Raw genomic sequence first — 24,510 nt, 5'->3', positions numbered from 1 at the left:
GATTAGAGGGGATGAGCCGACGGCGCTTTGCGCAATTTGTGCGCCAACTTAAAAAACAAGTCTTACCTGCAAATCAGCATCTGACCTATTTGGATCTGATCGATTTTGGGATGCGCGCCAATCTATTTTCACCAATGCTGCCAATCTCTTTCTTTATGGCTGGGTATCAATCGGCTCAGCAGATTTTAGAACTTTGCAGCAAAGCGGCCATCCATATGATTTCACCCTTCGATGAGATATTTCCCACATGTTTTCAAGCATCCGATGCCCCTGTTCTTCTGTTTTATCAGGGAGAGCTTCGCTGTCTCGGGCAAAGACGCATGGCTGTGATCGGGACTCGCACACCTTCAGCCAGCGGGAAGACTTTCGCACACAATATGGGCCGAGAGCTCGCAAAACGCGATATCTGCGTGATTAGTGGTTTGGCAAAGGGATGTGATACGGCGGCGCATCTGGGCTGTCTGGAAAATGGCGGAAAAACGGTGGCTTTTTTGCCAGCTTCACTGACAGCTGTTGCGCCGTCAAGCAATCAGGAACTGGCGAATGAAATTGTTAAGGGCGGGGGATGTTTAATTTCAGAATATTCACCCCTCGAAGAGATGCCTCGAAAACATTATTATATCGCGCGGGATCGCTTGCAAGCCATGAGTGCTCAGGCTCTCATTGTGTCCGAATTTGATAAAAACAGCGGAACCGTGCACACTTTGCGTTTTGCCGAAAAGTATAAGCGCCCGATCATCACGGATCATGCCATTGCCGCATCTGCACCGGAAATAGAAGATTTGCTGTCTAAACTGAAAACAGATATCCGAATTCTTGCAATGGCGGAAATAAAAATCTTTTTAAATAATATGCGAAAAAATTGAAAACCCTTCTCATTTTATCTATAATAAAATTGAACAAAGCATGGAGGAAGATCGGAGGGAACAAAGAGAGATATGGCAAATGATAAAAAGTCGATTGAACTAACCATTATGGGCACACCCTTGCCGGTTAAAGTGGATGGCAATGAGGATTATATTCGCGGATTGGCAGATTTTGTCAATCAGGAACTACAAGAAATCCAGAACAGCAATCCGCATATCAATCGCATTCAGCTAATGCTTATCGGATGCATGAATATTTCGGAAAAATATTTTCAGGCACAGCGCGATATTGCTGAAATGAAAGATCGACTGTCACAGGCAAAAAAAGAACAATCTGCCATCAATGAACATTTAGCCAATGAAAAAGAACAATCTAATCAATTGGAACAGGAGAAAAAAGAAATTCTCAAGGATTTGCAAGCCTGTCAGCGTCAGCTTGAAGAAAAAAATGAGTTGCTCAATCAATATCGCGAACACTTGAAGCAGGCGAAGGAAGAAAGCGAATCCAACCGCAAATCGATTTTAAATCTTCAAAATAAATTGTTCGAAAGCCAAATAGAACTCAGTAAATCCAAGGACCATCAATCGTGATGCAAAAAGCAGCTCATCGCTGCTTTTTTATATTTAAAGCATAAAAGCAATCGCTATATCAATGATTAAATCTGTGATAAAATAAAAATCTATATATGATCTAATTGATCTTTCACGGCATAAACTCCTTATGGCAATTCAAGTGAATGATTTGAATGATTTAAAAATTATTGGGATTTAAAACGTAAAGATATATTTATACGAAAAATAGATAAATTTCAATTCGAAATGCACCGAATTTAAAGAAATTTTTTAATAAGATAGGAGAAGGAAATGAATTGGTTATTTGTATTGGTTGATAAAGGGACATCTGAACAAAGATGGTTATTGAAGATCCGCAATCTCCAACAGCTCGTTGCTTATCATCAAGCGATTCGTTTGGCCGGCACCGGCCTTAAGGATGACATCAGCAACCGCATTAAAAATCTCGATCTTGAACATGCCAGTCATCATACAAGCGATGAAGATTTAGATCGACAATTCGTCGCGATTACGAGCCAGAAAAATATTTATTACGACGCCGATGGCAATTGGTCAACCGATGAACATGTGGCAGATAATTTTTTATATCGCAAGTTTTTAGAATTCCCGCATTTTACCGAGGACGATATTGTCATTAAATCATTTAATGATGGGACACATTCTTATGCGCGTTTGGGCGATTTGGAAGTCCGGGAAGGAGATGTTGTCAAATGGGATACCTTTGACGAAGCGTATCAAGCTTGTCTGCGTATCATTGGTCAATGATAAAAATCTGTCACTCCGGCAAAAGAGGAAGAGAGATATTATCGCGTATAACACCAATTATACGCGATAATATCTCAGTCTTTAGCAAAAGAGCTCCCAGCGGGCAAAACCCGTCGGGAGCTCTTGTCTTAGAATAATCTGCCGCCTTCGTCATCATTATCATTGCCGCCATTTGAGTTGTCTGATGCGTTTGCGTTGCTGATTGAACTGTTATTTTTCGTTGCTTCTTTTAAAGTAACAATCACCGTTTTTGAAGAGCCGTCCCTTGAAATGGTAATCTTGATTTTATCACCAACAGATTTTTTTTGGACAGCGGCCGTGACGTCAGCGGCCTCAGATACCTTTTTCCCGGAAACGGCCGTAATAACGTCGCCGGATTGCAGCCCGGCCCGATCTGCTGCGGAATTTTTTGTCACGCTGGCGATCACAACGCCCGTTTGACCGGCACCATATCGCATAGCGCTTTGAGCGCTGGTTGCATCTACAATTGTAACGCCTAAACTCGGCCGACCTTTAACATAGCCATTGGTTTTTAACGACTCGATCACCTTGGCTGCGGTATCTATAGGAACGGCGAATCCAAGCCCTTCGACGCCGCTGCCGGATGATTTTGATTCAACAATACCAACCAATTCGCCATATTGATTAAACAGGCCGCCGCCGGAATTGCCCGGATTCACTTGAGCGGAAGTTTGAATCAAAGTCATTTTATGGCCCGAAATGGTTATTTGACGTTCCTTGGCTGAAATAATGCCTTCTGTGACCGTTCCGCTCAATTCACCCAGCGGATTACCAATGGCCACGGCCGTTTCGCCGGCATCCAGCTCACTGGATTTACCGATGACAGCTGGTGTTAAATTTGACGCCGATATTTTGATGAGCGCGATATCTGTTTGTGAATCGCTGCCAATTACTTTGGCGGTATATTCTTTGTTATCAGAGGTTTTCACTTTGATGGTGGTCGCGTTATCCACAACGTGCGCACAGGTAACGATATAGCCGTCTTTTGTTAAAATAACGCCGGATCCAGCACCCTTTGTGACTAAATCCGAATAAACGGAAGATGTTTCCTTGGATTCAGTGGTGATGGAAACAACGGTTGAAGTTGCCGCTTTCGCAACTTGCTCTGTCGTCAACGTACCATTTCTTGAAGAAGAAGATTTGGTACTGGTTGTTTCGGTGTGGCCAACTGTTCTATACATAATTGTCGTTGATTTGCCGGTTATGCGATTGGCCAAAATAGAACCGCCAAAGCCGCTCAAACCGCCGACGACCAAACAACCCGCGACGAGTAAAGCCGTGGATCGCTTCCGAAATCCTTTTTTTGGATTCTGTGCGTTCCATGGTGTTTCGGGATTGGTCTTTTCATGAATCTCTTCGTACGGTGTTAAACCGTCATTGAGATTATGATGATTATATGGATTGGTCATATCATTTTCTGATCAGAAATATTTAATCAAATAAAAAATGATAGCAAGAATAATTCTGATCTCTCCTTTCAAAACATATGATAAAGACTAAATCTTTAGAGTATTTGAGAATTAAGTTGTTTTTATTTTTGAATGGTTTTTATTTAAGAGAAGCAAAAAACAGATGTTTTTTAGCCGTTATTGCGTATAATCTATTATATAAATATCAAAGGAGAAGCCAAATTGTTGCCTGAAGATAAAACAAATGCCCCCAAAATACCGTCCAAACGTCAAAATGCAATTTTAACGGATTTGGCTGATTATTTAATTTCCGCCAAGGGTTATTCCTTAAATACAATCCGTTCTTATCAAAATGATCTCATTCAATTTTTTAGATTTTTACGGCGCCGATTCGGCCAGGTCGATCGCGACTGCCCTTTTGAAGCCATTGATATCTCCCCCATCGATTTTTCCCTACTCTCAGCGGTACAGCTGGCAGATATTTATGCCTTTTTAGGCTATGCTTCTGTCCAACGAGGCAACGGCAACACAACGCGAAAAAGAAAAACGGCTGCCATTCGTGCGTTATATCATTATTTAACCGTCGTTTTACAATTGGATATGAGCGATCCAACTCAAAATTTGGAGGTCCCTAAAATTAAACAGCGGGATCCCATTTATCTGACACTGGACGAAGCCATGAGTCTTCTTAATGCTATCGACGGTCGGAATAAAGAAAGAGATTTGGCTATTGTCACTCTTTTTTTAAACTGCGGGATGCGTTTATCAGAATTAACCAACCTCCGGCTAAAAGACATTCAAGATGAAACGCTGCACATTGTCGGCAAGGGCAACAAAGAACGGGATGTGATTTTAAACGATGCCTGTGTCAATGCACTGGAAGCTTACTATCCCATTCGCAAACAACAGATCGAAAGAATAGAAGCACAGAGTGACAAGGTCGTTAAAGTAGATGATCACCTTTTTTTAAGCAGTCGCGGGAGGGGGATCTCCAATCGCATGGTGGAAGGAATGGTTCACAAATATATTTTAAAGGCTGGATTAGATGCCAACAAAATTACCGTTCACAAACTGCGACACACGGCCGCCACGCTCATGTATAAATATGGGCAGGTAGATATTCGAACATTGCAAAAAGTATTGGGGCACGAAAATGTCTCAACGACCGAAATATATACACATATTGAAGATGATGATGTGCGTGCCGCCCTGTATAAAAATCCCCTGGCTGAGTTTTCGCCAAAATAAATTCTCTTAATTTTTTAGCAGACGATCAAAAACAAACGTTTGGATCAAAAAACGATCCAAACGTTTGTTTTTAATGGCTATTATTTTTTATTCAAATTCGATAGTTCTTTATTCGACGGTGACGCTTTTAGCGAGATTTTTGGGCTTATCAACATCGCATCCCCGGGCGACCGCCAAATAATAAGCTAAAATTTGCAGATAAATCACAGCTGTTATCGGCGTCAGTTCCTCGCATTCGTCGGGGATGAAGAAAGCCTCGTCAACTTCCGAGTTGATTTCTTGATGTTTATCTTGGGCAATGGCAATAACGTGGGCGCCTCTGGCCTTTACTTCTTTGATGTTGGACAACATTTTTTCAAATACGTTGTCTTGCGTACAAACAGCGATCACGACCGAACCATTTTCAATCAGTGCGATCGGCCCATGTTTCAATTCACCGGCCGAATAGGCTTCTGAATGAATGTACGATACTTCTTTCATTTTAAGACTGCCTTCGAGACAAGTATCATAATCCAAACCTCTGCCGATGAAGTAAGCATCTTCCATTTTAAAATGTTCAAGCGCCAGATTTTTTAAAGCTGGTTGGGCTTTTAAAATAGCCGCCGCTAAATCCGGCACGTTCAGCAGATCTTTCGCCAGCTTTGCAAAATAAGCATCGTCCAATTGCTGCGTCAATCTTCCGAGGTGCATAGCGAAAAGCAGTATGCACGCTACTTGTGTAACATAAGCCTTGGTTGAAGCCACCGCAATTTCCGGCCCGGCATTGGTATAGAGCACATCGTCAGCCTCTCTGGCAACGGAACTGCCGATCACATTCGTAATGGCAACGATTCTCGCCTTTGCAGCTTTAGCCAATCGAATGGCTGCCATGGTGTCGGCGGTTTCACCCGATTGAGAAATCACAATTAAAAGTGTTTTATCGGTAATAATCGGATTTTTATAACGGTATTCCGAGCCGGTTTCCGTTTCAACCGGAATTCGGGCGAATTTTTCAATGTAGTGTTTCCCGGCCATAGCCGCATGATAGGCCGTGCCGCAGGCAACGATTTGAATACGATCGATTTCTTTTAGCATGGATTCCGTCAGATGGATATCATCCAGAATAATTCGATCCGCAAAGCAACGCCCGGTCAGCGTATCTTTTAAAGCCTTGGGCTGCTCGTTGATTTCTTTTGCCATAAAATGGTCGTAGCCGCCTTTTTCGGCATCACCGGGATCCCAGGTCACTTTAAAAACCTGTTTGCCGACCGATTCGCCATAACGATCCAAAACGGTAACGGAGTCACAGGTTAAAACGGCAATTTCATCATTATCCAACAGATAAACATCCCGGGTTTGATCCAAAATGGCCGGGATATCTGAAGCGATAAAATTCTCGCCGCTTCCGAGGCCCACAATCAAAGGGCTGTCCTTGCGAACAGCAATTAATTTATCAGGCTCATCTGCACATAAAACGCCCAAAGAATAGGAACCCTTCAATTTTCTTTTGGCTTGAATCACCGTGTTAGTGATATCGCCATCATAGAGCTCTCGAATCAAATGGACAACCACTTCCGTATCCGTATCCGATAAGAAGCGATGGCCTGCCTGGATTAATTTTTCTTTTAATTCGATATAATTTTCGATGATGCCGTTATGAACAACGGCAATCTTTTGATCCTGACTCAAATGAGGATGGGCATTAATATCCGACGGTTCCCCATGTGTCGCCCAACGCGTATGTCCGATACCGACGGTGCCTGTCAATGGTGTCTCATCAAGGATCCCCTGTAAATTGGCCAAACGTCCCTTTTTCTTTTTAAATGCAATTTGAGAATCGTTGACCACCGCAATGCCCGCCGAGTCATAACCCCGATACTCCAATTTTGCCAATCCACTCATCAAAATATCTTGCGCCTGCTGATGGCCAATATAGCCAACAATTCCACACATAATAACACCTCGCTATATGATTATTTCGATTTCTTTGTGAAGGGGATCACTCCCCCTTTTTCAAATCGATATTCCAGGGCATCCGCCGAACTTTCGATACTCCCTGACCTCGTCAACTCATTCAGTGCGGATCCGGCATGAGTTCTGGCGCTCAAATTGAGACGGTCAATACGATTGTGGATCCAAATATTTATCGCATCATCTCAATAATGGCTGTATTATAACACAAACAGAAAAAACCACAAATAAAGCGGATAAAACAGCATTGGGACTTTTTTCATCTTCAATTTATGATAAAATATTTTTTAAAAGTAAATTAATCGACAGGAGTCATGAATGGAAAACAACAACGAAAAGAAAAGCAACTTTATCATTAACTATATCGATGAAGATCTTAAAAATGGTGTTTATACTGATCATCGCGTTCATACGCGCTTTCCGCCTGAACCCAATGGTTATCTGCACATTGGTCATGCTAAATCTTCACTGTTAAATTATAAAATCGCTCAACAATACGGCGGTACTTTCAACTTGCGTTTTGACGACACCAACCCGGAAAAAGAAAACATGGAATATGTTGAATCCATCAAAGAAGATTTGACCTGGCTCGGAATCGAATGGGGGGATAATCTTTTCTTTGCATCTTCATATTTTAAAAAAATGGTCGAATTGGCTAAGGAATTAATCCGCAAAGGTTTGGCTTATGTCGACGATCAGGATTCGGAAACGATTCGTCAAACTCGAGGCACGTTGACAGAAGCCGGTCAGCCCAGCCCTTTTAGAGATAGAGCACCGGAAACCAACATGGCTTTATTCGACGCGATGATCCGCGGAGACGTTGAAGAGGGCGCTCAGGTGCTTCGAGCCAAAATTGATATGGCCAGTCCCAACATGAACATGCGAGATCCGATTATTTACCGAGTGCGTCACATGGTGCATCCTAATTCCGGCGAAGAATGGCATGTCTATCCCATGTATGACTTTGCCCATCCGGTAGAGGATGCCATTGAAGGGATTACCCATTCCCTCTGCACTCTTGAATTTGAAGACCATCGCCCAATTTACAACTGGTTTATTGAACATCTGGACGAATTTCAAAGAGAACCGCCGCGTCAGATTGAATTCGCGAAACTCAACCTGAGTAAAACCATTATGGGCAAGCGCTACATAAAAAAATTGGTTGACGAGGGCGTGATTGACGGCTGGGATGATCCGCGGATGACAACCATCGCCGGTTTGCGGCGCCGTGGCTACACGCCGGAAGCCATTCAGGATTTCTGTGATGAAATCGGTGTGGCCAAGGCGAATTCCACCGTGGACATGGCCATGCTGGAACATTTTGTCCGCAACGATTTGAAATTAAAAGCGCCGCGTTACAACTGTGTGCTCCATCCTCTAAAAGTGACCATCACCAATTGGCCTGAAGACAAAGTTGAATGGCTGAACATTGAAACCAATCAGGATGTTGAAGCCATGGGAACGCATCAAATGCCTTTTACCCGTGAATTGTATGTTGAACAATCCGATTTTATGAAAGAACCCGTCAAAAAGTATTTTAGACTTTTCCCCGGGAATGAAGTTCGGCTTCGCGGTGCTTACTTTGTTAAATGTAACGATTTTATCGAAGATGAGAATGGCAATGTGATTGAATTAAAATGTACCTATGATCCAGAAACAAAATGTGGAACCGGTTTTACCGGGCGAAAAGTCAAGGGAACCATTCATTGGGTTTCAGCGACGCAGTGTCAGCCGGTGGAAGTACATATGCTCAAAACATTGCTCAAAGATGATAGTAAATACACCTTGGATAACCTGATGGAAAAAATTGATCCGCAATCCCTTGAAATTATTACGGCAATGGCGGAACCTGAGGTGATCAAAGCCGAACCTTACGATAAAATGCAATTCGTGCGCAATGGTTATTTTTCGGCTGATCCCAAATATTCAAAGCCTGGCAAACCCGTGTTTAATCAGATTGTTCCCTTAAAAAGCGGTTGGCGCCCCCCGAAAAAGTAATTGACTTTTATTTTTGGATTAAGAAGAGGAAAAGAGAGGCACTCATCATGATATGGTCGACAACGGAAACATTGGATCGAACCGAGCTTCGGCTCATTCAGCTGGAAAAACTCAAGAAAACTATTCGTTACGCATATAACCGCGTTCCTTTTTACCAGCAAAAGTTTCATGAGGCAAATATTACGCCGGATGATATCCAAACGTTAGATGATTTGAAAAAAATTCCTTTTACGACTAAGGATGATTTCAGAGACCACTATCCTTTCGATCTATTCGCCGTTCCCAAAGAAGAAATCATTCGTTACCACGCTTCTTCCGGAACAACAGGCAATCCCACCGTTGTCGGTTATACCCAAAACGATATGGCGGTTTGGAAAGAATGCATCGCCCGCATTGCTGCCATGGCCGGGGTAACTTATCATGATACGGCCCAGATTGCATTTGGCTACGGTCTCTTTACCGGTGCTCTCGGATTGCATCAGGGACTTGAGACCATCGGTGCCAGTGTGATTCCCATGTCCAGCGGCAACTCTAAAAAACAAATCAAAATCATGAAAGACTGGGGCACGACAGCGTTGATTGCCACCCCCTCCTACGCCCTGCACCTTTCTGAAGTTGCGCAGTCCATGGAGATTGATCCACGAACAGATTTAAAAGTACGTTATGGGGTGCTTGGCAGTGAACCGTCAACCGAAGCCATGCGCGCTAAATTGAATCAGAATTGGGGGATGCAGGCCACAGAAAATTACGGCATGTCCGAATTGGGCGGCCCCGGCGTAGCCGGCGAATGCCTCCATTATCATGGAATGCACATCAACGAGGACTATTTTATTTGTGAAATCATTGATCCCGCGACCGGCGAAGTTTTACCTGAAGGCGAACAAGGCGAGCTTGTGGTGACACCGTTATTCCGTGAAGCCACACCGGTTTTGCGGTATCGAACAAAAGACATCACAAGTCTGGACAGCTCCCCTTGCACCTGCGGCAGAACCACTATGCGGATGTCGAAAATTGCCGGCCGAACCGATGACATGCTCATTATCAGCGGCGTCAATGTTTTCCCGTCTCAAATCGAAGAAGTTTTGTTATCCATTGATGGTATCGGCAGCAATTATTTAATTACTATCAGTAAAAAAGGCTATCTCGATCGCATGGACATTAATGTTGAAGTCACAGATGCGTCCTTGTTGGATTCGGCTTCCCGGCTGGATCAACTATTGGGCACCGTCAAGACACAGCTTCACACGGTTTTGGGCATTCACCCGGTGATCCATCTGGTGGAACCTTTGAGTATGGAAGCTTCCAAAGGCAAAGCTGTTCGTGTTATCGACAAGCGAAACGAAAAATAAAAAGGTGATATAAGATGTTAGCAAAAGAAAAACAACTTTCGGTATTTATCGAAAATAAAGTTGGTCATTTGGCGGCCGCAACGGACATTTTGGCTCAAAATAATATCAGTATTCGCGCTCTTTTTGTTTATGATTCTACAGAGTATGCGATTTTGCGATTAATCGTCGATGATCCTTATAAAGCCATGGCGCTCTTCCAGGAAGCCGGCAAAGTGGTTCGCATGATTGACATTATGGTCGTTGAACCCATTGACGAACCAGGCATGATGAACCGCATTTTCCACTTGCTTTCAAACAATAACATCAACGTGGACTATGCCTATCCCTATGCCGTCAAAGATGCGCCCTATATGCTGATTATGGCCACATCTGACCAGGAAAAGGCTTTTGATTTGATCCGAGAAAGTGGCTTTGCTGTCGTATAAACCATTTTATTCATTGAAAATTGAAAAAATAAACCATATGTCGGCATCAAAGCGATGCGTGATCTAAATAAATTTAGTGAACCCCGCCTATTAAATAAAAAAGATACAGTTGAAACTGTATCTTTTTTATTGCGTTACTGCATTGTTTAATTGATCAATAATTGGGAGAGGCATATCCGAAAATATAGCTGCTCCTATAATTGATGGTACGTTGTTTAACCTGGTCGCTATAGTTGCCTTCAACGGTGGCAATAGTGCCTTTATTGTAGGAAGCAACCAAACCAACGTGATCGGTCACGGAATCGCCGTTCCAATCGTAATAGACAATGTCCCCGGATTTTGGTGTATAGCCCTTCCAATGCCATTGTTTCTTATTCTGATACCAACTGACGCCCGACGGGCAATAGGCATGGTAATAGAAAGTGCCACTTGAAAGGCCCGCCTGATTGCCGCACCAAGAGACAAACATGGCACACCAGGCCGCATTGCTAAAAGCATATTTTGATTTCACATAGTTGCCGTACCAAGCGCCGTATTTGGTCCACCCATTATTGCTTTCCCTGGTGCCAATCTGGCTCTTCGCAATAGCAATCACTTTCTGACGGCCTGTCTGTCTGGCCGAATAACTGCCGGCACTCGCTTTGTTAATGATAAATTGTTGTGCCTTCGAATTATTTTTCGCGTAAAGCTGGATATTCGTATTATCAGCCGATCCATTCCCATTGACATCCATCACCCGCGTTGACGATGATGCCGGCATTAAATAATAAGTATATCCGGTCGCCGCACTGTATTGCGTGCGAATATAAAACCGCTGTGCCTTCGAATTATTTTTCGCATAAACGCGAATATTGGTGCCATTAGCGTCCGTGCCGTTGGCTAAATCAAGCGCTTTCCCGTCCGCTAAGGAGGTAATAAGATAGGAACCGTCGCTGTTGCGAGTGAACCGCCATCCCTGATCTTTGTAGGATTTGTTAGTTTGAATTACCACGTTACCGGAACTTTCAGTGACAGCTTTGCCGCTGGACAAATGCTTAACCGTTGCCACAAAGGAATTGCCCAAATTCACATTCGCCGTCGAAGCGCTGTTGGCTTTTACAATAGTCAGCTTTTGTGCCTCGTTGTCATTGCTGTCGTAGAGATGGATATTGGTGCCGTCCGATGTTTTGTTATTCGCAATATCCAAAACCCGCGCTGCAGAGGATTTCGGCATCAGATAATAAGTGCCGTCTGCGCGCTGATAAATACACCATTTTTGCGCATTGGAACTATTCTTTGCATAAGTTTGAATATTGGTGCCGTTAGCATCTTTGCCGCTGGCCAGATCTAAACATTTGCTGTTGGCCGCATTGGTAATGCGATAAGAGCCGTCACCGTTGCGCACAAAATGCCATAATTGATCAAGGGCGTTATTGCCGCTGTAAAGCGCTGCGTTTCCGGACGATTCCGCCGCAACGTAATGGCTGCCACTGTTCTTTTTAATCTGACCCCAAAAATCTGTTCCCAGATTGACCAAAGTCGGCGCAGTTGCTGCTTTCGTTGCAGACGTGTCAGCCGGTGTTGAAGCGTTCGCACTGCCATTGGCGTTGGCCGCATTGGCCGAAGTCGATGTATTAGACGTATTATTATTGGTCGCTGCTGGCTTTGCTGTCGATGTATTTTCCGGGGTTGCCACCTTCTCGGTTGTTTTTGCCGGTGCTGTGTCTTTAACCGTTGACGCCGTCTTCAGACTGCTTAGTTCTGAAGCGGACAGGATCTTAATTTTAAACGACTGACCGGTTGCGTTTTGATCGGCTTTGATTTGAACAGTACCGTCACTCGCGGCGCTCAGCACATTGCAGGCAGAGCTTGCCGGCATCAGTGAGAAGGTATTGTTCTTTTCCAGATAGATTTTCCAGCGTTGACCGCTGGTATTATTGGCTGTGGTTGCCTGAACAGACGCATTGTTTTGATCTGAAGCCACAGTTAACAGTTGACCGGTCGCTTTTGAGGTTAGCGCGTAGGTTCCTTTGACTTCATTGTAAACAAACTGCCACACTTGGTCAGCTGTGTTGGCATCGTCCTTGAGCGAAACATTATTTTGCCCGGCCGAAACGACCTTCATGCCGTCCGTGGTTGTGATTTTAGCCGAAAATGCCACGCCGTCATTCAGTTCTGCGGCGAATGTGACTGTTGGAACCATCATCAGCGTCAAACTGAGCGTAAAGATGGTGGTGATCACTGCAATGGCGATTCGGCTGGTGATTGCTCGTTTTTGCATGGGATTTATTTCCCTTCCTTTCTTTTCGTTTATCGACCTATGACCATGGATTATCGGTAAGAATTACCGCCGCAATTCCAAACGCCGTAGGAGCTGCCGGCGCGAAAACTTTGATAATTGTGGTTACGGATACCTTTGGTCATACAATCAGTGACGGCTTGTTTAACGTATGGCGGATAATGGCCATTTAAATAACGTTTGTAAGGACCATCCAGGTAACCGGCAAATTGTCCCGGTGCCGTCAAAACCGAAACGGCGTCCTTGCCGCCCCATCTGCCGGAATCCACACGATTCATAACGCAGGAAATGACGGCTAATGCACCTTCATAGTTGACATTGCATTCTGATGCAACAATGGCGCAGATAAAATCCATCTGATCGGTAACTTCTGTTTTATTTCCCGTTGACGCGTATTGCTGAAGTTTCTTCTGAACTTCCTTAAGCTTTTTGTTGAGATCATCTTGAGTCGCCTTGGCTTCCCTTCGCTCTGCTTTAAGCGAAGCTTCCAGGGTTTCAATCTTTTGGACCTTCTCCCGATCGGCGCGAACCACATTGGTGATTTGATCGGCATTGGTAAAAAAATCCGAAACGTTTTTGGAAGAGAAAAGATACTGTAAATATCCATCCATTCCGTACATATACATCGAGCGAACGCGATTGCTCATAGAACTTTGGGCAATCGCCAATTCTTTGGAATTGTTTGCCAGTTCATGATTGATCTTACTGAGTTTTTCTGCTTGCGCATCTACTTGCTTTTGAATTTGTGTAATCTGATTTGAAAGGGTTGACGCATCGTCTGCAGCGAAAACCGGCGGCATCGAGCTTATGGCCATGGTGGCTGCGATGCTCAGACAGACTAAACGTCTTTGGATTGAATGATGCATGGCTTAAAGCCCACCTCCTTTAATTTTTAGAAATAATAGTTAGCGCCGATTTTTTTAGAGTCTTTGACCGAACCGGCTCTAAACGATGTGTAGCTGTGATTGCGCAGGCCGCAGGTCATGCAGTCCGATACGGCCGCTTTAACATAAGACGGCGCTTTGCCGTCGGCATATTTTTTGTAATTGCCATAAATATAGGCAGAAAATTGTCCCTTTGCCGTAATCACAGCAACTGGTGTGGCGCCTCCCCATCTGCCGGAATCGGCACGATTCATGATGCAGGATGCGACAGCCAGGGCGCCGGTATAAGAAGTATTATCTTCTGCGGCAACCACCGCACAAATCAAATTATAATTGGCGGTATTTAGGCCGGTGGTTTTATGCCCCGACGTAGCGCCACTTTTAAGTGCCGCTGTGCCATTGGCACTAAGCTTGCTGCCGTTCACCGATGTTGTTTCTACAGCAGTCTTTTGAACCGGCGCCTTTGCGGCTGTGGCGTTTGCAGTTGTTGTTGCACTCGTCGGCGATGTTGTCGCTGGAGAAGTCGAAGAAGGGGGTGTTTTGGCGGATGCACCGGTCGAATTAGCATTGGCTGCGGCATTATTAGTTGATGTGCTATTGGATACCGAAGCCGCCGAACTGTCGGATCCGTTATTAGGCGTCTGAACCGAATTGTTAACAGTGTTCGCCTTATTCTCTTCGGTGGTTGTCGCTGTATTGTTGGTGGAAGCCTGTGTTGTGTTTTCTGTTTTGACCGTATCGTTTGAAGCTGGTGTTTGCGTCCCCACGGCGATGATCTGAGGTTTTGCATCCGTGGCAGAGACCACCGTACTTTCCGTAGCGATAACCTGACCACCTTTGATTGTTGTTTTGGTTTGGATGGTCTTAGTGCCATTGACACCTGCTTGCTGTTCTTTTTGTTGCCCGACTTGCATATTGGCAACATGAACCTTAATGGTTTCGAAAGGAATCGTCTGCTTTGTTACGGTTGTTTCAATTTTAGCAGTATCTTCTTTTCCCGGAGTTGCCGTTGTCTTATTGTCGGTTGACGCGGGCGCAGTGCTTGCTTTATCTTTAGAAGCGGTATCTGAATTATTATTCGTGGATGAAGGCAATGCGGCCGTTCCGGCAGATTTGGCATTTTCTTTGGTTTTCACCGCTTCCGATGCGGCTTTATAATCCTGAGGATTAACTTGAACCTTCATATCCGTCGCCACTTTAGCAATATCTTTGGATTTCTCCTTTTCTGAAACTAAAACGCCGTTGTGACGGGTCACAACCGTTTTTACGTTCTGAATGCCGGTATTCCCCGATTGCAAAACTTTGACCGTTCCTTGAGGAACCGCATCACTGCTGACAACCTTCGTTTGATATGGCAACGTTACTTCGGATTTCACCGTCGATTTAGTTACGCGAACCACCTGAACCTTCTTGACAGTGGTGTTCATCGGCGAAGATTTTGACGGCGTCACAATATCGTTCTGTCCCACCGTGATATTTTTTTCTGCAAGCATACCGCCGACGGTTTTTTTTGCCGTGCTGTAATACTGCGTTTGATCACCGACGACCAACGTCCCCTTTGCTTTTTTGGTAATGGTCACTTTCGCGATATCGGAAGCCCGTTTATTTAAATTGACGGAATAGGCATAGATATCCTTATCGATGGTGTAGCCATTGTCCTTTAATAAGGTTTGAATTGTCTCCGTGCCTTTTGCGGTGACAGCTTTTGTGGCTGCATCATCGGATTGACCAGTATTTTCGTCGTATACAACGGTAATTTTTTTGTTGTGATTGCGCCGTGAATTAACCACAAAGCCTGTAACAGCCAAAGTAGCAGCTGCGATCAAAACAAGAAAAATTGCTCTTTTAATACGTGTTGACATGTTAAACCCTTTCATAAAAAATTGATTTTTTGTGATGAGAATGAAAATCTCTAAGGTGAAAATTATCGAAATTGTAAAAAATCATCACAAAATTGTTATCTTTATGCTATCAAGCCGTTCTGTTATGGTCAATGAGGCGCAAACATTTAATGGACCATATGATTTTGAACAATTATTTATTTATTAATATTTACACCAAAACGGTTCTTTTTGCACCGAATTATCAATTATTTTATTTTAATATTGCGAAAATCATTTTTAAATCAAAAGGAACATACATTGCAAAAAACGATGATTTTATTCCTTAAAAACATCCTGCATCAAAAATGTATCAAATCCGTCACAGGATTCATGAAGAATGTTGTTTTTATGATTAAGCTTTTTCTATGATAATATGGCAGCGCTCATTTTGATGAAACACATGCGTGCGGCTTCTCGGCAATAGGGTATCAAAGAGAAATTGGCTATTCATATTGTTTGTCTCATAGTCAAAGCGCATTTCCTCGATGCCACGTTAACAATTAAAAAAAGCCTCGAGACAATCTCTTGCCTCAAGGCTTTTGGGTATTATTTTTCAGTTATAGCGAAGCGGATGATGATTATTTTGCTTGCTTGATTGCTGCCTGAGCTGCCGCCAATCTTGCAATCGGCACTCTGAAGGGCGAGCAGGAAACATAATCCAAGCCGATGCTGTTGCAGAACTCAACAGATATCGGATCGCCGCCGTGTTCGCCGCAGATCCCGCAGTGAAGCTCCGGACGAGCCTTTCGCCCATCAATAACAGCCATTTCCATCAGACGGCCAACGCCGGTTTGATCCAATCGGGAGAAAGGATCGTTTTCGTAAATTTTGGCATCATAGTAGGAATCAAGGAATTTACCGGCGTCATCTCGAGAGAAACCAAAGGTCATCTGCGTTAAGTCATTGGTTCCAAAGCAGAAGAATTCGGCTTCATTGGCCACAGCATCTGCTGTTAAGCAAGCACGTGGAATTTCTATCATTGTTCCAACCTTGTATGCCATTTTGGAACCAGCCGTTTCTAATTCGGCATCAGCCGTTTTAACGACGATATCTTTGACAAATTTCATTTCCTTGACATCGCCGATCAACGGAATCATGATTTCTGGAACGATGGTCCATTCCGGATGCGCAGCCTGAACCTTTAACGCTGCGCGAATAATCGCCTTCGTCTGTATCACACCGATTTCCGGATAAGTCACGGTCAAGCGGCAGCCTCTGTGCCCCATCATCGGATTAAATTCGTGTAAGCTCGCAATAATCGCTTTAATCTGAGCAACCGATTTGCCCTTGGCATCCGCCAATTTTTTAATATCTTCTTCGTCTGTCGGAACAAATTCATGCAGCGGCGGATCGAGGAAGCGAATCGTTACCGGACGGCCTTCCAGCGTTTCAAAGAGTTGTTCAAAGTCGTTCTGCTGGAGCGGCAAAATTTTTTCGAGCGCTTCTTCCCGCTCTTCAACGGTATCCGAGCAAATCATTTCACGGAACGGATCAATGCGGTCACCCGAGAAAAACATATGTTCTGTCCGGCAAAGACCAATCCCTTCAGCCCCTAATTCAACAGCCTGTTTGGCATCTTCTGGCGTGTCTGCATTGGTTCTGACTTCCATTGTCCGGAATTCATCAGCCCAACTCATTATCGTGGCAAAGTCTTCGTCTTCAACGGAACCGGCCTGAACTTCAAGCGCACCGTCATAAATATTCCCGGTGGAACCGTCGAAGGAAATGACATCGCCTTCGTGATAGGTGTGACCGCCGAGAGTAAAGGTTCTGTTCTCTTCGTCCATGATCAGATCTGTACAACCAGCAACGCAGCAGGAACCCATCCCGCGGGCAACGACAGCAGCGTGGGATGTCATACCGCCGCGAGCGGTCAAAATCCCCTGTGCGGCTTTCATGCCTTCGATATCTTCCGGCGAGGTTTCCAGACGGACCAAGACGACTTTTTCACCGTTTTCGCCTGCTTCCTTCGCATCTTCTGCCGTGAAGACCACTTTGCCGGAAGCAGCGCCCGGTGCAGCCGGAAGCCCTTTACCAATTTGTTCAGTTTTTTTGAGATCGTTTTTGTCAAAGGAACCATGGAGCAAGGTATCCAAATTTCTTGGATCGACTGCCAGAATCGCCTGTTTCTTGTCAATCTGACCTTCCTGAACCAAATCGTTGGCAATCTTTAATGCGGCTTTTGCGGTCCGTTTCCCATTGCGGGTTTGCAACATATAGAGCTTACCTTCCTCAATGGTAAATTCCATATCCTGCATATCATGATAGTGGTTTTCCAACTTGCGTGCAATGGCAATCAGTTCTTCATAAATTTCAGGCAGATTTTCTTTGATGGATTCGATTTTCAGCGGAGTGCGGACACCAGCAACGACATCCTCGCCTTGAGCGTTCATCAAAACTTCTGCATAAAAACTGTTCTCACCGGTCGCCGGATCCCGGGTAAAGGCAACGCCCGAACCGGAAGTATCACCCATGTTCCCAAAGGCCATCATTTGAACGTTAACAGCGGTCCCCCATGAATACGGAATATCGTTGTCACGACGGTAAACATTCGCACGCGGGTTGTCCCAGGAGCGGAATACGGCCTGAACCGCTTCGATAAGCTGTTCCTTTGGATCGTCCGGGAAATCTTTTCCGATCTGATTTCTATATTCAGCTTTGAATTGCGATGCCAATTCTTTCAAATCGTCCGCATTCAAATCGACATCTTCAGTGACACCTTTTACCACTTTCATTTTGTCGATCAGCTGTTCAAAATGCTTCTTGCCGACTTCCATAACGACGTCCGAGAACATCTGGATGAAACGGCGATAGCAGTCCCACGCCCATCTCGGATTACCCGATTTAGCGGCCATGGTATTCACAACATCTTCGTTCAGACCTAAGTTTAAAATCGTATCCATCATGCCGGGCATTGAAGCTCTTGCACCGGAACGAACAGAAACCAACAACGGGTTTTCTTTGTCACCGAATTTTTTCCCGGTGATGTCTTCCATCTTGCCGATATATTCGGCAATTTGGCCTTTAATTTCGTCGTTGATCTTGCGACCGTCTTCGTAGTATTGCGTACATGCTTCGGTCGTAATGGTAAAACCTTGAGGCACCGGCAGACCTAAATTGGTCATTTCAGCCAGATTAGCCCCTTTTCCCCCGAGAAGTTCACGCATATTTGCGTTGCCTTCTGTAAACAGGTAAACCCATTTGTTCATAAAAAACCTCCTCAACACTTTTTTACACATAAAGTTTTATCTGAATATCCCTTCAAGGACAATTCATTCAATGTTCAATCATCGTTTCCGAGATTAACGACATAACGCGTGATATTGGTCCGAGAAATTTTTCCGATTAGTCTTAACCGCTCGATAGCATTTTGATCCTGTGTCTTACGGATAATCGGCAATGATTCAACCTCGTATTTAATGGTCTTTTTCGCCGCATCGTAAACTGATTCTGTCTCTTCCAGATAAATGATGTTGGGCATGCGCGTCATGATAATGGATATTGGCAACGTTTCAATATTTTCTTTGCCAATCATGGACTTCATAAAATCTTTTCGACTGACAATTCCCATCAGATAATCCTGATCTGTTACATAAATCGTACCAGCATTTTGCGTAAACATGGTGATAATCCCGTCGTAAATGGTGGTATTCATTGGAACTGTTGTGGGTTCTGTCTGAATATCCATGACTGAAATGGTCTTAATATACGAGCCGATCATGTGCAAAATGGATTTTCCCGTGTAGGAATAGCCAACTTTACGTTTGGCTTCTAAGACACCGATCATCGTTAACAACGTTAAATCCGGGCGGATTGTTGCACGGTTAATGCCAATTTTTTCAGCAATATCTTCACTTTTAATCGGCTCATGATCTTTGACAATCTCAATAATTTCTTTTTGTCTTTCCGTCAACTCCAATTTGTCACCATCCATAACATTTATCATATTAAGTATAACACTTTTATAAATTAAGCAAAGCGTTATCATGTGTAAAATCTCGTTTTGAAGGTAACAAAATAATATCTGAATGTAATTACGTCAAAATATGCATTGAAATTTTCAAATATTTTTTTCAATATTTTCAATGGATTGAACGGTCCATCTCCCCTCTTTTAAAATCATCATTTCTTTTATTTGCAATTGCGATAAAATATCCGGTAAAAATGTTTTAAAGCCGTAGTCAATCATCGGCAAATCGTGACTATCGCCGCTGATTGTGATCGGAATCTTTAAGCGGTGCGCTTCTTTTAAAATATCGACAGAAGGATATAAACACGACGGTCCATAGCGATAAATGCCGCCCGTGTTGATTTCTAAAATAGAGCCTGACTGGGCAATGGCTCCCAAGGCACTGTGCCAGCAGTCACGATACCAAGACGTCTGTTCTTCAAAGAAAATCTGATGGGCATTGTTTTTCTTGATCAAATCAAAATGAGCGACGATATCCGGTTTTAAGTCGGTAGCCATCTGGGCAATTCCCTGATAATAATCGCCAACCATCTGAGCCACATTGTTATTATATAATGCCATTAGACCCGCCCGCATACTTTCGGGGGTATCATCAAAATAAGCTATTTCTCCGTCCGGCAGAGCCCCCATACAATGGATGCTGCCAATCCAGTAGTCCAGTGCCGGCAATGTTTTTTGAGCTCGTTCCGAAATTCCTTGTGTATCCATATAATAATCAATTTCCAGTCCGGTATAAATCTTGATTTGATTTTTAAACCGTACTTTGAGCGATTCAATGGTTTGGAGATACCTGGGCAAATCATCACCTGCCATGGTCCAATCGTTTGAATACTTTAAAGGTGCATGACTTGAGAATCCGATGCTGGTCAATCCGGCCTGAATAGCAGCCTTAGTCATTGCCGCTGCAGACTGTTTGCCGTCACAAAAATCCGTATGGATATGGTAGTTACTTTGGATCATCGATTTCCTTTCTAAAAAAGAGCACCTCTCCGTTGAAAGATGCTCTTAAATTGGTTCATTACAATATTTTATTCAGAAAACTTTTGGTGCGTTCTTCCTTGGGATGATCGATCACTTCTTCCGGCGCTCCTTCTTCGCAAATGACGCCATCATCCATGAAAATCACGCGATCAGCCACTTCTCGAGCAAAGCCGATTTCATGCGTGACAATGATCATGGTCATCCCCGCTTGAGCCAATGCTTTCATGGTTTCCAATACATCGCCGACCAACTCCGGGTCCAAAGCTGATGTCGGTTCATCAAAAAGCATAATCTTCGGATCCATGGCCAAAGCCCGGGCAATTGCAACACGCTGTTGTTGCCCGCCGGACAAACGAATCGGAAATTCATTCGCACGATCTTTCAGGCCAACCATGTCCAAAAGTTCTAATCCCCGTGCCTGAATTTGTTGCTTGTTCACCTTTTTAACGGTAACCGGCGCAACGGTCACATTATCAATCACCGATAAATGCGGAAACAAATTAAAATTCTGGAACACCATCCCCAAATCGCAACGAAGTTTTTGCAGCCGGTTTCCGTCGATATGGGCGATGGTCTTGTCTTTTTTCCGCTTGTCCATCAGCTCTTCTTCAATATAGATTTCCCCATCGGTAATGCGTTCTAATTGGTTGAGACAGCGGAGCATCGTGCTCTTTCCGGAACCGGATGGACCGATAATGCAGACCACTTCTCCCCGCTTCACGGAAAAATCGACTCCCTTTAAAACTTCCAAATCGCCAAAATACTTCGTCAGTCCTTTAACGCGCACCATGATTTCTTCGTTGTTCGTTTGTGTTGTTTGTGCCATACGCTTACCTTCTTTCATACGCGCCAAAGCGAGTTTCTAACTTATCAAAAATGACTTGAAGAATAGTCGTTAAGAATAAATAAATCGCGGCAGCATAAAGATAATAAATCCAGTTCCCCGTCGAGCTGGCCATGGTTTTGACCGTTCGCAGGACATCAAAAAGAGCAATGGTTGAAACCAATGAAGTATCTTTCAGCAGCATGATCAGTTCGTTGCCTAACGGCGCCACTAAACGTTTAAACGTCTGCGGGATAATAATCTTTCGCATGGCCTGATGATAGCTCATCCCCAACGCTTTGGCAGCTTCCATTTGACCTTCCGGAATGGATTCGATTGCAGCCCGAATGATTTCAGCCATATATGCGGTCGAATTCAATGAGAAGGTTACAAAGGCACAGAACATCGGATCAATCACAAAAGTCGATCCTGTCGCATTGAGATAAATGATCGGAACGGCAAAATAAACAATAAATAATTGCAAAAGCAATGGGGTTCCGCGAAAAAACCATACATAAAACCAAGTTACCGCATTAGCAACTTTATTGTGAGATATTCGCCCGAGTGCCACAACAATGCCCAAGATCGCACCAAAGACAACAGCAACAATTGCTACCTCAATGGTTAAGACGGTCCCGCTAAAAATAGCCCACATTTGGGTAGAGGTCAACAAATAAAACGCCTCGCTTCCTTGAAAAGTATTTTTAAACAAATTTACAAATAATTATACATGATATGAAAGGCGGCTGCAATAAACAAAAATATTTATTCACATCGCAGGCCCATGCCCTCTTACGTTAAAACAATGTGCGCAAAAACACCTGAATGATGTGAAGACTTCCGACAATATTTCCCAAAGCGCAGCCTAAATTAGTCAGAATAACAACCAGCAGCACCCGTGTGATTTGATTATGCCAAATGCCCTTCAAATGGTTCAAATCATGCGAAAGATTTTCAAAATCGGTCACCCTCGGCTTGCGCCAATGGGCTTCGCTGATGCCGGCGAACCAGCCGGTTGCCAAGACGGGACTCAATGCCGAAATCGGCGCCATTCCGATCGATACGAGAATGGTCAGCGGATGTGCCAAAGATATCAATGCGCCAACGCCTGCGCCGCCCATGGTTAAAAGAAGCCAATTACGTGTTTGTGCCCATCCGGCTTGCGGACTGATCGACAGCGTTAAAATCACCATGAGCACCAACAGAGCGGACACGGTCCAACCGATGACTTTTCCAGTTTTTGATTTTGGCGGTGCTGTTTCCAGCGGTTCCAAGTTATGTGTCTCTTTCCAATTTTTTAGAATCCCGGGAATATGAGCGGCCCCCACAACGGCAACGATATACTGCCCCGGCGCACGTTTGATTTTTTCACAGAGGTAAGTGTCCCTTTCGTCGACGAGATATCGCTTAATTCCATGATAATGCTCTGACAACGCCATCAGCGAAGCATTGAGCATATCTTCTTGTTTTAATTGCTCAATGTCTTCCTCGGATAAAGTCTCATTATCAAAAAGACTCAAAACAATCGAGACCATTAATTTGCATTTTTCCCAGAGAGAAGAACCCTGCCAAATGCGGTTAAAGGTGATTTGAATATCTCGATCTGCCAAAACAATATCCGCACCGACATCTTTGGCGGAATCGATGGCCTTCAGCATCTCTCCTCCGGTCTGAACCCCAAGCTGTTCGGCGATCTTTTGCTGATAATGGGATAGGAGAATGTTTATGAACATAAAACCGGCACGCCCGTCTTTAAGCACCTGGGCAAAAGCCGTGTCAGACCAAGCCTGTTTTTGAGTGATCGTTTGAAAGCGTCCCTGATCCAACTCGATACAGACCGTGTCTGGCATCTGCTCATCAATCACCTGCTGAACTAATTTTGCACTCTCTGACGAAACATGGGCGGTCCCAATCAAAATATATTCTTTGTTTTCATCCGTTATTTGGATGGTTCCATTCTCCAGATATTCGATATTTTTTTTCATAATTAGTGAAACTCCGACAAAAAAAGCATGTTTGAATTTAAACATGCTTTTCAAATATCAAGGCATAATTTTTTTATGCTTTACGAACATCTTTCAAAGATTCGCGAATTTTCAAATCGTAAGGAACGTACAGCGTTTTGGTTTCTGTTTCTTCTTTTTCACACATTTTAATGAGCATGCGCGTAGCCACAGCCCCAATATCATACATCGGCTGGGAAATCGTCGTGATTTTAGGGCTGACCCACTCGGCGACCCAGAAATTATTAAACCCACAAACAGAAATATCATCCGGTACTTTTTTCCCGCTTTGCTCCGCTTCGCGAATCGCGCCCAAGGCCATCTGATCGTTATAACAGAATACATTGGTAAAGGGCACGTCTTTTTCCAAGGCATTGTGCATCATATGTGCACCGCTAAGAACGCTGCTGTTGCCGTAAAGCACCAATGCCGAATCAAAATCCAGCCCCTTTTCGGCATATGCGCGCTTAAACCCCTCCATGCGTTTGAGGGTGATATAACCGTTTTCGCTGTTGTCGTTAAAAATGGCGTTGTGTGTGTGTCCCGCTTCAATTGCTTTGATTGCCAAATCATAAGCCGCTGCTTCATTGTCGATCAGAACCTCCGATAATTTCGCGGAATCATCCGGCACGCAGCCCAAAACGACTTCGCAAGATGCATCAATAAGTTCCTGACGCATTTCTTCCGTCAAGTCCTTGCCGACATAAATGACGCCGTCGCATTGCTTTTCCACCAATACATCCAGAGACTTCTTTTCCTTTTCGGGATCGAAATCGGTATTGCTCAAAATAATATTGTAGTTATAAATGCCGCAAACATCTTCGGCTCCGCGAACCATTTCGGTGTAAAAAGGATCCGTGATATTGGGGATCATAATTCCAAGTGTGTTGGTTTTTTGAATTTTAAGGCTCCGTGCAATGGCATTCGGTTTATAGCCGGTCTTTTTAATCGCAGCCAGAACACGTTCTCGCGTTTCCTCATTGACCAACGGAATATTATTGACAACACGTGATACCGTTGCAACAGAAACGTTGGCTTCTCTGGCAACATCAACAATTTTAACTTTCATTTTGTAGCCTCCTTA

The 24,510-nt window shown here is 44.0% G+C and carries 19 protein-coding genes; 7 read left to right on the top strand and 12 right to left on the bottom strand.

The features are described from left to right. The first annotated feature begins 11 nt into the window (after positions 1 to 11). The 3 genes from HMPREF0721_RS02695 (at position 12) to HMPREF0721_RS02685 (ending at position 2,204) form a co-directional block, all read left to right on the top strand. Entirely contained in the window at positions 12 to 866 is an 855-nt protein-coding gene (locus tag HMPREF0721_RS02695; protein WP_169310200.1) for a DNA-processing protein DprA, read from the top strand. Positions 867 to 938: 72 nt separating this feature from the next. Beyond that, positions 939 to 1,457 (top strand): cell division protein ZapA, encoded by a 519-nt coding sequence (locus HMPREF0721_RS02690; protein WP_006598000.1) that lies wholly within the window; start codon positions 939 to 941, stop codon positions 1,455 to 1,457. A 273-nt stretch (positions 1,458 to 1,730) separates the two neighbouring features. Then, the gene (locus HMPREF0721_RS02685) at positions 1,731 to 2,204 is read left to right on the top strand and encodes a hypothetical protein (protein ID WP_006597999.1); all 474 of its coding nucleotides are present in this window, start codon (positions 1,731 to 1,733) and stop codon (positions 2,202 to 2,204) included. Positions 2,205 to 2,332: 128 nt separating this feature from the next. Here HMPREF0721_RS02685 and HMPREF0721_RS02680 read toward each other — a convergent pair whose 3' ends face one another. Then, positions 2,333 to 3,634, bottom strand: coding sequence for a S1C family serine protease (locus HMPREF0721_RS02680; protein ID WP_006597998.1), 1,302 nt, complete (start codon positions 3,632 to 3,634; stop codon positions 2,333 to 2,335). A 225-nt stretch (positions 3,635 to 3,859) separates the two neighbouring features. Between HMPREF0721_RS02680 and HMPREF0721_RS02675 the strand changes: the two genes are divergently transcribed. Then, on the top strand, positions 3,860 to 4,882 hold the full coding sequence (locus HMPREF0721_RS02675; protein ID WP_050787008.1) for a tyrosine-type recombinase/integrase: 1,023 nt from the start codon (positions 3,860 to 3,862) through the stop codon (positions 4,880 to 4,882). Positions 4,883 to 4,990: 108 nt separating this feature from the next. Here HMPREF0721_RS02675 and glmS read toward each other — a convergent pair whose 3' ends face one another. Then, the gene (glmS, locus tag HMPREF0721_RS02670; protein ID WP_006597996.1) at positions 4,991 to 6,814 is read right to left on the bottom strand and encodes a glutamine--fructose-6-phosphate transaminase (isomerizing); all 1,824 of its coding nucleotides are present in this window, start codon (positions 6,812 to 6,814) and stop codon (positions 4,991 to 4,993) included. Between the two features lie 336 nt (positions 6,815 to 7,150). On the opposite strand from glmS, the gene HMPREF0721_RS02665 reads away from it, so the two are divergent. Genes HMPREF0721_RS02665 through HMPREF0721_RS02655 form a run of 3 tightly spaced genes read left to right on the top strand, consistent with a single transcriptional unit; the run spans position 7,151 to position 10,604 of the window. Then, positions 7,151 to 8,830, top strand: a complete 1,680-nt coding sequence (locus HMPREF0721_RS02665; protein ID WP_006597995.1) for a glutamine--tRNA ligase/YqeY domain fusion protein — start codon at positions 7,151 to 7,153, stop codon at positions 8,828 to 8,830. 47 nt (positions 8,831 to 8,877) lie between these two features. Next, positions 8,878 to 10,179: a phenylacetate--CoA ligase family protein gene (locus HMPREF0721_RS02660; RefSeq protein ID WP_040639861.1), complete on the top strand. Its 1,302-nt coding sequence runs from the start codon at positions 8,878 to 8,880 to the stop codon at positions 10,177 to 10,179. A gap of 14 nt (positions 10,180 to 10,193) precedes the next feature. Continuing rightward, positions 10,194 to 10,604, top strand: coding sequence for a hypothetical protein (locus tag HMPREF0721_RS02655; protein WP_006597993.1), 411 nt, complete (start codon positions 10,194 to 10,196; stop codon positions 10,602 to 10,604). A gap of 154 nt (positions 10,605 to 10,758) precedes the next feature. Here the strand turns inward: HMPREF0721_RS02655 and HMPREF0721_RS02650 are convergent, their stop codons facing one another. The 10 genes from HMPREF0721_RS02650 to HMPREF0721_RS02605 form a co-directional block, all read right to left on the bottom strand. After that, on the bottom strand, positions 10,759 to 12,864 hold the full coding sequence (locus HMPREF0721_RS02650) for an RICIN domain-containing protein (protein WP_006597992.1): 2,106 nt from the start codon (positions 12,862 to 12,864) through the stop codon (positions 10,759 to 10,761). Positions 12,865 to 12,914: 50 nt separating this feature from the next. Continuing rightward, positions 12,915 to 13,748, bottom strand: a complete 834-nt coding sequence (locus HMPREF0721_RS02645; protein WP_040639860.1) for a PcsB-like coiled-coil domain-containing protein — start codon at positions 13,746 to 13,748, stop codon at positions 12,915 to 12,917. Between the two features lie 26 nt (positions 13,749 to 13,774). Beyond that, positions 13,775 to 15,628: a G5 domain-containing protein gene (locus HMPREF0721_RS02640; RefSeq protein WP_040639859.1), complete on the bottom strand. Its 1,854-nt coding sequence runs from the start codon at positions 15,626 to 15,628 to the stop codon at positions 13,775 to 13,777. Between the two features lie 599 nt (positions 15,629 to 16,227). Continuing rightward, positions 16,228 to 18,858, bottom strand: a complete 2,631-nt coding sequence (gene ppdK, locus HMPREF0721_RS02635; protein ID WP_040639858.1) for a pyruvate, phosphate dikinase — start codon at positions 18,856 to 18,858, stop codon at positions 16,228 to 16,230. A gap of 74 nt (positions 18,859 to 18,932) precedes the next feature. Next, entirely contained in the window at positions 18,933 to 19,583 is a 651-nt protein-coding gene (locus HMPREF0721_RS02630; protein ID WP_040640200.1) for a helix-turn-helix transcriptional regulator, read from the bottom strand. Between the two features lie 126 nt (positions 19,584 to 19,709). Further along, positions 19,710 to 20,579, bottom strand: a complete 870-nt coding sequence (locus HMPREF0721_RS02625) for a histidinol-phosphatase (protein WP_006597984.1) — start codon at positions 20,577 to 20,579, stop codon at positions 19,710 to 19,712. A gap of 58 nt (positions 20,580 to 20,637) precedes the next feature. Beyond that, the gene (locus tag HMPREF0721_RS02620; RefSeq protein WP_040640199.1) at positions 20,638 to 21,390 is read right to left on the bottom strand and encodes an ATP-binding cassette domain-containing protein; all 753 of its coding nucleotides are present in this window, start codon (positions 21,388 to 21,390) and stop codon (positions 20,638 to 20,640) included. A gap of 40 nt (positions 21,391 to 21,430) precedes the next feature. Continuing rightward, entirely contained in the window at positions 21,431 to 22,093 is a 663-nt protein-coding gene (locus HMPREF0721_RS02615) for an amino acid ABC transporter permease (RefSeq protein WP_314605337.1), read from the bottom strand. Positions 22,094 to 22,220: 127 nt separating this feature from the next. Then, positions 22,221 to 23,408, bottom strand: a complete 1,188-nt coding sequence (locus HMPREF0721_RS02610) for a TraB/GumN family protein (protein WP_242821842.1) — start codon at positions 23,406 to 23,408, stop codon at positions 22,221 to 22,223. A gap of 73 nt (positions 23,409 to 23,481) precedes the next feature. Further along, positions 23,482 to 24,495 carry a LacI family DNA-binding transcriptional regulator gene (locus HMPREF0721_RS02605; RefSeq protein ID WP_006597980.1) on the bottom strand — a complete coding sequence of 338 codons (1,014 nt, stop codon included), beginning with the start codon at positions 24,493 to 24,495 and terminating at the stop codon, positions 23,482 to 23,484. Positions 24,496 to 24,510 lie beyond the last annotated feature (15 nt).

Source organism: Pseudoramibacter alactolyticus ATCC 23263, assembly GCF_000185505.1.
GTDB classification, from domain to species: Bacteria; Bacillota; Clostridia; order Eubacteriales; family Eubacteriaceae; genus Pseudoramibacter; species Pseudoramibacter alactolyticus.
Note: the sequence above shows the minus strand (reverse complement) of the source record. Positions and strands in the feature narration are given on the sequence as shown.